Origin of the sequence: Arsukibacterium sp. (assembly GCF_036735525.1) — a bacterium.
Taxonomy (GTDB): Bacteria; Pseudomonadota; Gammaproteobacteria; order Enterobacterales; family Alteromonadaceae; genus Alishewanella.
The window spans coordinates 1-13,139 of record NZ_DAINOE010000028.1 but is presented as its reverse complement, the minus strand read 5'-3'; the positions used below and the strand labels follow the sequence as shown (position 1 = coordinate 13,139).

The following is a 13,139-nucleotide window of genomic DNA, read 5'->3' as shown; positions in this document are numbered from 1 at the left end:
TCCCTGTTGCTCAGGCTTAAGCATAATAATCCACAATGCGGTCGCTATGTTGCACAGTCACACTCTGTGCGCCGGCAAAACTATCATCTGACTCTTCTGCCATTTGCTGCTCTGGGTGTTGACCACTTTGCGTAGCCTGTCGTCCCTGATCTTGCTGAACCTGCCCCTCACCCAGCGTAATCCCCTGTTGTTGCAGCATCTCGCGTAAACGTGGCATTTGTTGCTCTAACAATTCTTTTGCATGTTGTTGTTGCACAATAAACTGTACTGTCGCTTCAGCTTGCTGCATGTTGACCCGGATTTGCATTTGGCCCAACTCGGCCGGATCTAACCTGATTTCAGCCACCTGAATTTGCTGACGCATCATCAGACTTACCCGCTCACGCAATTGTCCGGCCGCTTCCTGATGCAACAAGTTAACCTGCTTTAACTGAGCTAATTGCTGCTTAACAGTACTTTGCACGGTACTTTGCAGCTGATTAGCCTGCAACTGATTGGCAGCTTGCTGTGCCGGACTCCCCAGCAGTCGCTCACTAGCCTGAGCCAGATCAGTAACTGGGCTATTGCTGGCAGGAAGAAAAAAGGCAGAGGGCTGCAAGGTGACATCCAGTCGATTTACTGTCACCGCCCGCTCATTACCAACCAAAGTGAGTGAAGCGGCCATGTCCAGTGTGCCAGAGTTAGTCTTGGCTGATAAACTTTCTGCTGTAGCCTTCTTCGACGCTGGCCGTTCATTTTGCCCGACTGACTGTGCTGAGAAGCGTCCCAACTGCATAGCAGACGCTCTCTTTACACCAGACAAAGATTTAACTGGCGCCTCTTGCGGACCCGTCACCGTCGAAGGCACATTGCTGTTTACCAAAGTATTCAGTGACTGATTTTTGACAGTATCTGTCGATGATGTTACTGGCTGCTCTGCCGAGCTGGGTTTAGGATCCATCTCAGTCTGCTCACTGGCCAACATAGTGGCCGCCTGTGGATTTTCCGCTTTTGTTGATGAGATTAACGTGGTATCAGTAGCCGAAGATGGCTGTGCCATTGTGCTTAACACTTCGTCCTTAGCCGAAGCTGAGTTCAAGGATGGCGACATCAGCGGATTACTGTTCTTAGCCTCAGCACTGACCACCAGAGAGGCTTTGCCCAAGTCAGGGGTATGCTCAGAAATTAACCCTGGCTGCAGCTCAACCGCTGTGGTCATTTTGGTTTCAGTTAGCTTAGAAGCGTTGTCTGCCAGTGCATCTACCAAGGTCGGCGATGTATCTGCAGCGCCCTTTGCTGCCAGTGGTGAGGACAGGTTATTCTGCTCAATATCAAATGGCTTATCATCTGGCCGGGTCAACTGCTGCACGCTTACCTGTTGTTGCTGAGATTTTTTAAACATGGCTTTCATGTCAGCCGACTGTATTTCGGCAGCTGGATCGTGCACTGCGGACTTGTCAATACCACCGGGTTTTAGGGCTGGCTGAGCAGTAGCAGACTCAGCGGAAGCGGCTTTGGTATCTGGCTTTTTAAGCAGTTCAGTAAGCTCGTTGTTTGCTGCTTCCACAAGAGCCAAATCTGACAACAACGCATTCTCATCTAAATCCGGAGGACTTATCCGTTGCTCCAGGCCGCCTTCTGACAATAAAGAAACCTTCAGCTGCGCTTGCAACGCTTTCGCATCGAGTTGATTACGTTGATCGGTAGCATTGGCCAGCAATCCCAGCCACAATTGCGCCGGTTGCATCAGCTGGTGTTCTGCTTTAACGGCATCGGCTTCATTACCTTGTGACAACAGCTGTCCGGCTTCAAGTCTGAGCAGTAGCTGTGGGTTGGCACTAGTCTTATCCTGAGTAGACGCTTTCGCTTCACTTTTTTCTGTCTCTGCTTTAGCAGACTGAGCCCGAAGCAAAGCCTGGTCAGCCAAATCAGCCGTGCTAACAGGGTCTGCCTGTTCAGTGACCATCTTCGCATCTTTGACTGCAGTGGCGGCAAATTCTTGCCTGGCCTGAGTCGGTTGCAGTTTAACCTGACCATTACCTTGTTGCTCTGCATAGAGCCGGCTAAATTCAACTTCAGACGCGACAGCCTCAAGATGAGTTTGTGGCCGTGTCGCCGCGCCATCAGAGCCTGTCAATAAAAAAGAAAAATGCAAACCGTCTGTCATAGCTGTCTCCGCTGCGGCTGATGCCGTCATGGGTAAAACCTGTGCACTAGTATCCGCTGCACACTAAGTGTGAGTTACCATGCTAAAATCAGGCCAAAGTTATTGTTGATTGGCGCGGGAGCGATAAAATTGTTGACTGGCAAATTCATCTGCCAGCTTTTGTTGCTGTTTTGCGATATGCAACTGCGTTGCGTTATCCGCGCGCTGCACCAGCAATTCCATTGCTTTGCGCTTAGTTTGCATCTTTAACCAGCTTTGTTTACGTTGCTCTGCAACCTGGCGAGACTGCTGAACTAAACGCGCCTGCTGCACTAAGGCCAGATCCAACTTAGCAATAAAATTGACAAACTGGTTATACTGCCGACCGCCCAACCCGTTGGCACCTTGTTGCTGGCTTTGTTGAATATATTCAGTACGGTAATTAGCCAGGCCCTGATATTTTTGCTCTGCCTGCATAAAGTATTGCTGTGCTTTAACAAACTGCCCCTGCAAGGTGTCTTCGCGCTCGCGTTGTACTTTAATTAGCAGTTGTAATTTATGCTGACTCATTTAGAGGCCTTTTCTGACTGGCGCTAACTGTGTCAGCGCCTGTAAACTATCATCGTAAGGCACCACTGAGCTCATGCCTTGTTGCAAAAATTGGTTAATACGTGGCATCAGGGCTATCGCCTGATCCAATTGCGGATCGCTGCCGCGGACATAAGCGCCGATACTAATTAAATCTTTGCTTTGCTGGAAACTGGCATACAGCTGTTTGACTGAGCGTGCCATTAGCTGGTGTTCATCACTGGTGATGGCGGGCATCACACGGCTGATTGATTTTTCAATATCTACTGCCGGAAAATGACCAGAATCGGCTAAAGTTCGTGATAAGACAATGTGGCCATCAAGGATAGCACGCGCCGCATCGGCTATAGGGTCTTGTAAATCATCACCTTCAGATAACACCGTATAAAATGCAGTGATTGAACCCTGACTGCCACTACCATTACCGGCGCGTTCTACCAGTGCCGGTAATTTGGCAAATACTGATGGCGGGTAGCCTTTGGTTGCTGGCGGTTCACCCACTGCTAAGGCTATTTCCCGCTGAGCCTGGGCATAACGGGTAATAGAATCAATCAGCAGCAGCACGTCCAGTCCCTGATCCCGGAAATACTCCGCCACCTGCACCGCAGTCTCACAGCCTTTCAATCGCATAAGGGGAGAGACATCGGCCGGTGCCGCTATGACAACTGCACGCTTTTTACCTTCATCTCCCAAAATTTCATCTATAAATTCTTTTACTTCGCGCCCCCGCTCGCCGACTAACCCGACAACGATCACATCCGCAGCAGTACCCCGGGTCATCATGCCTAACAGCACGCTTTTACCGACACCACTGCCGGCAAACAAGCCCATACGCTGGCCTTTACCTATAGTAATAATGCTGTTAATTGCCCTTACGCCAACATCTAACGGCTGCTTTATCGGCCGGCGCTGTAAAGGATTAATGGGTTTGCCCTTTCCCTTACTGTACAACTGGGTCTTGATCGGGCCTTTGCCATCCAGCGGTTTCCCCACGCCATCTATTACCCGGCCCAGCAGCGCCATGGTTAATGGCACACCTTTGTGTTGCAATAAAGGGGTGACGCGGGCACCAGGGATCACACCACTGATGTCATCTTGGGGCATTAAAAAAATCCGTTCATTGGCAAAACCAACTACTTCAGCCAATATGGGGCCCTGAGCCCCTTCTACCTGACAACTCTGACCAACAGCAGCGCTGCAACCTATAGCTTCAAGAGTTAACCCTACTACCCGCACCAATCGACCCGATACTGCCGGAACACTGCTGTGAATATAGTCTTGTTGCTGCTGTAGCATCTTTACCAGCTGTTGACTGTCAGTCATCATCCGCCCCGGCTTGTTCTGCAGATGTCTGATGGGTTGTGGTAGCGGACGCCTGTGCTGTTTCAGAAGGTCTATCTGCTAATTGGGTGTTTATCGTGTGCGGCTGTTGCTCCTGCTGGATAAAATACTCCAGCGCACCCGTTAGCCGTTGTGTGATAGTGCGATCCACTCTGGAGGTGTCGGTCTCGACCAGACAGCCGCCTTGCTCCAGCAAAGGATCTGAGCGTAGCTGCCAACCCTGCTCCTTTAATTGCTGTGGCGTAAAATGCTGCTCAATAACGGCTAAATCTGCCGGGTGCAGCTTAATCAACATATGCTCAGTTTGCATGGGTAAAGCGGCTGTGGCTTGCTGTACCGCTTGCAAAATAACGGCCCTGTTGGTTTTTACCTCTACCGCCAATACCGCTTTGGCCATGACCAGCGCTAAATCAACCAGACTCTGCTCTACATCACTGTTCAGGCTGGCTAATGGCTGTTGTAAAGAGTGCAGTAGCTGCGTTAATGCCGCCAATTGCTGTTGCAGTTCATCTTGTCCTTCCATGAAGCCTTGCTTTCTGCCATCAGCCAGCCCCTGATTAAAACCATCCTGCTGTCCCTGCTCCCGCCCCTCCTGATAACCCTGGCTAAAGCCTTCTTCTTTGCCTTGCGTAATGCCTTCATCAAAGGCTGCCTGACGTATTTGCTCAATATCATCCGCTGTTAAAGGTTTTATCGCTATAGCTTCATCGACTGCCACATCGGTGTGCCTGGCGCTGGCCGCAGTGAGGTTAAGAGCATTAGTGCGAAATTGCTCTGGTGGCACAGTGACATCTGGGGTATGCCAGGGTTGCAGCTGCTCCCGGGTATCCGCATCTGGTGAAAAGGGTTGTTTATGTTTAAACGCATCAGCGCTCATTGCTACCTCGTTGGGCTATTACAGGAAGTCTTCACCGCCACCGCCACCAAGCATAATCTCACCTGCATCAGATAAACGCCGTGCTGTGGATAAGATTTCTTTTTGTGCCGTTTCCACTTCACTGACCCGGACGGGGCCCATGGCCTCCAGATCGTCTTGCAGTAATTCTGCAGCCCGTTTCGACATATTTTTAAAGATTTTCTCTTTCAGGTTTTCATCAGTGCCTTTTAGCGCTTTCATTAACACATCTTGCTGCACTTCACGTAAGATCACCTGAATACCGCGATCATCCACATCTATCAGGTTTTCAAACACAAACATCAGATCCTGAATTTGCTGCGCCATTTCTTCGTCATGCTCACGAATAGAGTCCATTAACTGACCTTCCAGATTGGTATCCAGATAGTTCAGAATGTCAGCAGCCGCTTTGAGACCACCCATCTTCGCGGTTTGAGTGCCAGCCTGGCCAGCAAATTGTTTTTCCATAATTTCGTTTAATTCTTGCAAGGCCGCAGGTTGCACTTCTTCCAGATTGGCAATACGCATAGTTAAATCAAGCCGCACTTTTTCAGAGAACTGGGATAAAATTTCCGCAGATTGCTCCGGCTCCAGATAAGATAAAACAATGGTCTGAATTTGCGGGTGTTCGTTACGAATAATATTGGCTACCTGCTTCGAATCCATCCATTTCAATGAATCCAGCCCCTTAGCCCCGCCGCCCAGCACAATTTGATCAATCAGATTGGCCGCTTTTTCTTCACCCAGCGCTGCTGTCAGGGCGCGTTTAATAAACTCTTCGCTTTGGAAGCCTATGGTGCTGAAATTTTGGATCTGCTCGATAAACAAACGGTGTACCGCAGAAATTTTAGCCTGATTTAAATCAGTCATCTGCGCCATCGCCATACCGACTTTCTGCACTTGTTTCGGTTCCAGATGCTTTAAAATTTGTGCGGCATCTTCTTCCGATAAGCTTAGCAGCAGAATGGCAGCTTTTTCTACGCCATCTAATTTGCCGACATCAAAGGCCGGTTTACCCTCTATATTATTCATCTTCAGCCAACCAGTTTTTCACTACCAGGGACGATAATTCAGGCTCATTCGCTACCAGAGCCCGAACAGCACGCAATAAGTCTTCATCACCATGCAAGTCAGGCAACATCAGGGTACCATCCGGGGCAAAGCCCACGGCATTTTCATCAAAGGTCGACTTTAACATATCAATGGTATCGTCACCTAAGTCAAGGCCGCTAATCATAGCATCATCATCATAGCGGTCTTTGGTGTCTTCCGGATGCATCAGTTTCTTCAGCATAGGTTTCACTAAACCGAATATCAGCGCAAGAATAACCAGGACACCACCAATAATTCTTACCAGCGGCATAAACCAGTCTTGCTGGTAAAAGGGCAGCACCACTTCGGCTAACAGCTCTTCGCGGGCAAAGGGTACCGAAATCACTTCAATGGCATCGCCACGGGTGGCATCAAAACCTACGCCACCTTGTAACAAGCGCCTGATATTGGCAATTTCTGCCTGAGTTCTTGGTTGGGGTACGGCATTGCCATCTTCAGTTGGCACGCCAGGACGATAATCAACCGCCACTGAAATACTCAGGCGACGAATGACGCCACTTTGCTGTGAAGTATGGCTGATAGTGGTATCCAGCTCAAAATTACGGGTAGATTCGCGATGGTTACGTCCCGGGATAACTTGCTGCGCAGCAGCGCCGGTCGCTTGCTCAGGTATAGCCGAAGGCATAGGAGGCTGATTTGATAAGGCGCCTGGAATGCCGCCCATACCGCCACCGACACTATTTTCTTCGATAACCATTTCACTGCGAATAGCCGGTAAGTCGGGATTAAAACGTTTCTGGGTTTGCTCGGTCGCGGTAAAATCCATCAGCAAATCGACCTGGGCAGTGTAATTACCATATCCCAGAACCGGTAATAATATGGAGTCTACTTTTTGACGGTACTCATCTTCACGGCTGCGTTGTAACTCGTGTTCACGACGACTTCGGGCAGCACTGCCATCCTGAGAGCCACTGTTCAACAAACGGCCATTCTGATCCGTTACCGTTACCCGGGTAGGCTCAAGCCCCTGCACAGCAGACGCCACCAAATCAACGATAGCATCGACTTCACTATCTCGGATCACGCGGCCACCCCGGGCAGTAACCATTACGGTGGCTGAAGGCATCGCTTGCTGACGGGCAAACACGTTTTCTTTAGGGATGGCCAGCAATACCCGGGCCCGGGCAATACTTTGTAATTCTTCAATAGTGCGGGCTAACTGCTGCTCGCGGCTATGCTTTAAACGTTCCATCTCCAGGCGTTGACTAACGCCAAAACCGCTATCCTGCAATAAAAACTCAGTACCCGCTGAGGGCTCCTGACTTAAACCTGAACGCGACAGACTTAAGCGGATGTTTTGCAACTCATTTTCCGGAACATAGATGACATTACCTTCAAGACGGTATTTTATTTTTTGGACATCAAGATGATCTAAGGTTTGAATCAGCTCGGCAGTGGCGTAGGTGCCCAGTGGGCGCATTTCCGGGGTACGGATCCAAAAAATTATCAGAATGGCTATCGCTAAACAGATGGTCATCGCCACAATCAGCGTGATCTGACGGATCATATCGCCACCGCCAAGCGAGCCGATAAACCCGGGCTTTTGTTCCTGAGCATCTGCATTGTTGTAGTCGCTGCCAGTGTTGCTCAGCGCCAGTTCGGTTGATGTAGTATCTGCCACGATGTACCTCTGTTTCTAACCTTCTGACAAGTGCCGTAACGGCGTTAAGCTAAAGCTTAAACCGGCATAGCCATGATTTCTTTGTACGCTTCGACCACTTTATTGCGTACTTGCACTGTGGCCTCAAAGGCCAGTGATGATTTTTGACTGGCAATCATCGCCTGGGCTAAAGACACACCGGGTTTACCCAGCTCAACCGCATTTCTCAGCTCACTACTGTGCGCTTGCAAACTATTTACCGTGCCCAACGCATCTTTTAATAAATGACTAAAATCAGACTGCGAGCTGTTGATACCGCTGATAGCCGGTAGGGGTTTCAGCTCCTGACCAAGGCTTCTGGCTTGTGTGGCCATGGCCTGCATCTGGCCATAAAGCGCTTGTCCTTTAATATTCATTGCATCACCTGTCAATTTTTTGCTGTGTGGTGTATTACCTAAGCATAAGCAGGAGTTGTGCCAAAAATATGTTCATGAAATATATAAAGAAAACGCCGCTAAATGCGGCGTCATAAAAAAGTTTAAGCTTAGTTCAACCGTTCAGGCGGGCAGCTCAATACCAGACTCGCGCATTCTGGCTAATTTATAGCGCAGAGTACGATCACTTATACCCAGTTTTTCGGCTACTAATTTACGCTTATAAGCGCAGGCTTTGAGTGTCGCTAAAATAATCTTGTGCTCTTGCTCGTGCAGCTCAGATTTAAAATCAGCCGGGCTATCAGACATATAGGGATCAGCATCATCAGCTGTAACAACAGGCTCTGCATTAACTTTGGCTTGAGACTGGCTTAATACACTGGCGTGACTTGCTTCAATCAATATATCTGCGGCACACAGCTGTTGGCCGGGCTGAATAATCAAAGCCCGCTGTATCACATTATCCAGTTCGCGGACATTACCCGGCCATGGATGCTGCATCAGTAAAGCTTTGGCATCAGCTGTTAATACAGGCAATGGCCGCCCCTGCTGTGCAGCATAACGCTGAATAAAATATTCGGCTAAAGGCACCACATCTTCTATCCGTTCATTCAGCGCCGGCCAGCGCAACGGAAAAACATTTAAGCGGTAATACAAATCTTCACGGAAGACACCACTGGCAACGGCTTGCTGTAAATCACGGTTACTGGTCGCCAGCACGCGCACATCCAGTTTAATGGTTTTTTGACTGCCCAGCCGCTCAACTTCCCGCTCTTGTAATACCCGCAATAATTTAGCTTGCAGGTTTAAATCCATTTCAGTGATTTCATCCAGCAATAAGGTGCCATGCTGCGCTTGCTCAAACTTTCCCGGACAGCCGGCTATGGCTCCGGTAAAAGCGCCTTTTTCATAACCAAATAACGTAGATTCCAGCATATTCTCGGGTATAGCGGCACAGTTTATCGCCACAAAGGGACCTTTTTGCCGGCTTGATTGCTGATGAATATATCGGGCAAGCACTTCTTTACCTGAACCGCTTGGCCCTAAAATCATTACACTGGCATCTGAGCGTGCTACTTTACAGCTTAACTCCAGCAGTGCTTTACTGCCGGGCGCCGCCACCACAGGCTCAACACTATTGATAACCGGCTCAGGAATATAGCGACTAACGGTATTGAGTAACACTTCCGGTGCAAAGGGTTTGGCCAGATAATCCACAGCCCCTAACCGAATTGCCTCCACCGCATCTTTTACCGTGGCATAAGCGGTCATCATTAATACCGGTAACTGTGGCTGCTGCTCCCTTAAGGTTTTTAGTAATACTAAACCACTGACCGAGCCCATTTGCACATCACTTATCAGCAGCTGCACTTTATGTTTTTTTAGTAATAACAGCGCCGATTCGGCACTGTCAGCGGCGATGACCTGATAGTTAGCCATACCAAGCGTGTCGGATATGGCTTCACGCAGGCCGGCATCATCTTCTACGACCATAATGCTAGTTACTGACATAGACACTCTCCTGATTGCTAAGATCAGACTTTGCTTCGTTGCTATCTGAAGCACCAGCCAATTGACAGGGTAACTGGATAACAAAACAGGCCCCTGTTGTTGTAGGCTGAAAACTAATACTACCCTGATGGGTATTAATCACGGCCTGCACCACGGCAAGCCCTAATCCTGATCCCTGCGCTTTCCGACTGAAAAACGGCTCAAAAATCTGCTGCTGGTATTCAGGCGCTATGCCAGGGCCGTTATCACTGAACACCACTGTTAACTGGTTGCCCTGCTGCTTAACACTAAGGATAATTTCAGCACCTTGCGGTTTTGCCTGTACACTGTTGTGTACTAAATTTAGCAAGGCATCAGCCAGGCTATTAAGATTACCCAGTAGCATAACCTCTGGTAAATCGTTCGCTAACTTGAGCTGCGCCTGATGCTGATGTAATAACACTTCACAACGCTGCTGCAGTGCATCAAATAATTGCAGCAGACTAAATTGCGTCACTGCCTGCGCCGTGCCACTGCGGGCAAAAAGCAGCATATCATTCACCTGCTGCGCTAAATCCTGCAGCCTGGCCACCAGTTTTTGCTGAAACTGACTGCTTTGCCCGGGTTTCAGTTTTGGATTAGCCAAATTTTCGGCATAAAGCATGGCAGAAGACAAAGGCGTGCGTATTTGATGGGCCAAACTGGCCATCATTTTTCCCAAAGTCGATAAGCGCTGCAGATGGGCCAGCCGAGTTTGCAGCTGCCGTGTTTCGGTTAAATCTGTCATAACAATAAGCTGCCCTGGCTGCGGCGCCAGTGCACTGATCTCCAGCTTTACCCGGCGGCCATCGGCCAGTGATACTTCAAGGCCATCATCTGAGCGTGGCCGAAAACAACGGTTAATAATATCCAACCACAACTCACCCAATAGCGGCTGTCCCAGCATCGCGCAAGCTTGTAAATTGGCTTCACTGATGCGGCCGCGCTGATCCAGTAACACTACACCTGAGGGCAATACATTTAAAATATGCTGTAACCGCTGATCTTGCGCGGCCACTAACCCCTGATTGTTGCTGTAACCATGGTCAAATAAGCTGGCCAAAGACGCAGACAAGGACTGACTGGGAGCTGGCGGGCGTGCAGATAAATTAAGGCTGTGCATAGGTCTCTCACGCTGTTGACACTGCTAAATACTAAACAGAGAACATGCAGAGAGTATGCCAATAGAAAATACATTTTAAACAGTGACTTACGCTTGAGAACAAGCGTCAAAAAACTAGCAGTTGGCTTATTCGTCTTTAGTCAGGTTGTACTTACGCATTTTTTCAACCAGAGTGGTGCGACGTAAACCTAATACTTCGGCGGCCCGCGCCACTACATAGTCATGCCGCTCCAAGGCTTGAGATATAAACTGGATTTCAAGCTCAGCTAAGTAGTCTTTTAAATCCAGGCCTTCACTTGGCAATTGCTGCAATACCGTCAGATCAGCTGAAAAAAAGGCATCAACATTGACCGTTGCCGCATCCTCTGACTCAAGCTCGGTATCAGCACCGGCAAAGAGAGCATTAATTAAGTCTCGCTCCTGCAAGGCTTCGGGGTATACCGGCTGATAACTGTCTACCTCGAGATGGCGGTACTTTTGCGGTAACTCAGCCACATCAACCACCTGCTCCGGGTACATGATCAGCATACGCTCCAGCAAATTGGCCAGTTCGCGCACATTACCGGGCCAGGGGTGTAACTTAAGGCTTTCTATAGCGCGTTCGGTAAAACGTAGTTTGCCCGCTTTACCGGACTGATGGCGTTTTAATAACTCTTCAATCAGCAGTGGCAAATCATCAGCGCGCTCAGACAAAGCCGGCGTCTCAATCGGAAACACATTTAAGCGGTAAAATAAGTCTTCCCGAAAACTGCCTTCACTAATCATTTGTTCCAAATCGCGATGCGTAGCGGCAATAATCCTGACATCCGCTTTTATCGGCTGCGTGCCGCCAACCCGCTCAAAAATCCGCTCTTGCAACACCCGTAACAGTTTCACTTGCATCGGCTGCGGCATATCGCCAATTTCGTCTAAAAATAGTGTGCCACCCTGTGCCAGCTCAAAGCGGCCCTTGCGGGTGGAGATAGCGCCGGTAAAAGCACCTTTTTCATGACCGAATAATTCGCTTTCTAACAGCTCAGCCGGAATAGCCCCACAGTTAATCGGCACAAAGGGTCCGGCAGCCCGGTGGGATAACAAATGAATATTGCGTGCCACCACTTCTTTACCGGTCCCCGATTGACCCAGAACCAACACATTTGCATCGGTTTTTGCCACTTGCTGGATTAAAAAACGCACCTGCTGCATGGCGGCAGTTTGCCCCACCATACCATCAAATTTTAAGTTGTTATCGAACTGGCGCTGGCCGGGCATTAAGCGATGATACTGCTGACAATCACGCAATAATTGCGTCAAACTGTTATAAGAAAAAGGCTCAGTGAGCAAACCAACCGCATTGGGTTGTTGCAGCAAGGCTGGGTTGCGATCATCAATCAGCAAGAACGCCGTAGCCGGAAAACGGGCTAACAAGGCGGCTTGTTGCTCGGCCGATTGCTGGCCAAGCATCACCACCGCGGCTTGTTCTGCCGACAGTGACGCTAATAATTCGGGGTAACTGAGCAGTTGGTGTGCTTCGTTAATAAAGCTGAGCACCGTAGCTAAACGACTGGCGCGCTCTGCCTGTTGATCCAGAATATAAACCCTTGGATGGTATGCCATAGCCACTTTCTTATTATTGGTTTAGTTTTATTGTACTGGCTTAGGATCAGGCTGCAAGTAAAAACGCTGTATTTTTGACGCTTGTGTCAAAAATACAGCGTGAGTGATAATCTGCTGAGCAAAGGCTCAACCGCCAAACAGCGATAATGCCTGTTGTTGTTGGACACGAGCCTGGATAGCGACACTGACAGAGGTATTGCTGAGGATGTCTGCTGCCACTTTCTGGCTGGTTGCTTTGGCAAAATCCAGATCGGTAATACGGCTACGGGCTTCGCTTTGTGCCACTTGTTGCGTGCCACTATTGCGTGCAGCACTATTAAAACTGTTAATGCTGGCACCGGTTTGTGCTTGTAAACTGCCAATATACTCCTGCGCCTCACGAATGACGCCCTGGCTGGCCGCCGCGGCGCTAGCAGAGCTCAGATCCAGGCTAAACAGATTTTGCGAGCTTAACGTCGCGCCTACATCAGCTGTATCTATACTAAGTACACCATTACCGCTACTAAAATCCAGACGGGCATTATCAAACAATTTTTTGCCGGCAAAATCACTACTGCTCAGGCTTTGTTGAATATTGGCGATAAAACCATCGGCTTCACTTTGCAATGCTTGCCGGTCGGCGGAGCTATAAAGACCATTACCCGCAGCTACCGCTAAACGGTTGAGCTCACCCAGATTATCATTAATACCCTGCAAGCCTTGTTCATAAACCCTGGCCAGCGAGATACCGTCATACAGGTTACGCTCACCCTGAGCTTTCCCCGCTGTGCTGCTATCCAAACGGTTAGCAATCT

General features: G+C 49.2%; 11 protein-coding genes. All 11 read right to left on the bottom strand.

What is annotated here, in order from left to right; translation table 11 throughout:
* Nucleotides 1–16: 16 nt before the first annotated feature.
* A complete protein-coding gene (locus tag V7D78_RS07445; RefSeq protein WP_333607813.1) occupies nt 17–2,146 on the bottom strand; it encodes a flagellar hook-length control protein FliK in 2,130 nt (709 codons plus the stop codon).
* Between the two features lie 99 nt (nt 2,147–2,245).
* Entirely contained in the window at nt 2,246–2,695 is a 450-nt protein-coding gene (gene fliJ, locus V7D78_RS07440) for a flagellar export protein FliJ (protein WP_333607812.1), read from the bottom strand.
* The gene (gene fliI, locus V7D78_RS07435) at nt 2,696–4,036 is read right to left on the bottom strand and encodes a flagellar protein export ATPase FliI (RefSeq protein WP_442886513.1); all 1,341 of its coding nucleotides are present in this window, start codon (nt 4,034–4,036) and stop codon (nt 2,696–2,698) included.
* Complete coding sequence (gene fliH / locus V7D78_RS07430; protein ID WP_333607811.1) at nt 4,029–4,931, bottom strand: flagellar assembly protein FliH; 903 nt, start codon at nt 4,929–4,931, stop codon at nt 4,029–4,031. Before fliH ends, fliI begins: the two co-directional genes overlap by 8 nt.
* Nucleotides 4,932–4,949: 18 nt before the next feature.
* Nucleotides 4,950–5,981, bottom strand: coding sequence for a flagellar motor switch protein FliG (gene fliG, locus V7D78_RS07425; RefSeq protein WP_333607810.1), 1,032 nt, complete (start codon nt 5,979–5,981; stop codon nt 4,950–4,952).
* Complete coding sequence (gene fliF, locus V7D78_RS07420) at nt 5,974–7,683, bottom strand: flagellar basal-body MS-ring/collar protein FliF (protein WP_333607809.1); 1,710 nt, start codon at nt 7,681–7,683, stop codon at nt 5,974–5,976. The genes fliG and fliF overlap by 8 nt, the downstream gene beginning before the upstream one ends.
* 56 nt (nt 7,684–7,739) lie before the next feature.
* Nucleotides 7,740–8,078 carry a flagellar hook-basal body complex protein FliE gene (gene fliE / locus V7D78_RS07415; RefSeq protein ID WP_333607808.1) on the bottom strand — a complete coding sequence of 113 codons (339 nt, stop codon included), beginning with the start codon at nt 8,076–8,078 and terminating at the stop codon, nt 7,740–7,742.
* A gap of 141 nt (nt 8,079–8,219) precedes the next feature.
* Nucleotides 8,220–9,608 (bottom strand): sigma-54-dependent transcriptional regulator, encoded by a 1,389-nt coding sequence (locus tag V7D78_RS07410; RefSeq protein WP_333607807.1) that lies wholly within the window; start codon nt 9,606–9,608, stop codon nt 8,220–8,222.
* Nucleotides 9,595–10,749 (bottom strand): sensor histidine kinase, encoded by a 1,155-nt coding sequence (locus tag V7D78_RS07405; protein ID WP_333607806.1) that lies wholly within the window; start codon nt 10,747–10,749, stop codon nt 9,595–9,597. Before V7D78_RS07405 ends, V7D78_RS07410 begins: the two co-directional genes overlap by 14 nt.
* 126 nt (nt 10,750–10,875) lie before the next feature.
* Nucleotides 10,876–12,345: a sigma-54 dependent transcriptional regulator gene (locus tag V7D78_RS07400; RefSeq protein ID WP_333607805.1), complete on the bottom strand. Its 1,470-nt coding sequence runs from the start codon at nt 12,343–12,345 to the stop codon at nt 10,876–10,878.
* Nucleotides 12,346–12,471: 126 nt separating this feature from the next.
* The coding region (locus V7D78_RS07395; protein WP_333607804.1) for a flagellin at nt 12,472–13,139 on the bottom strand (668 nt) is incomplete at its 5' end.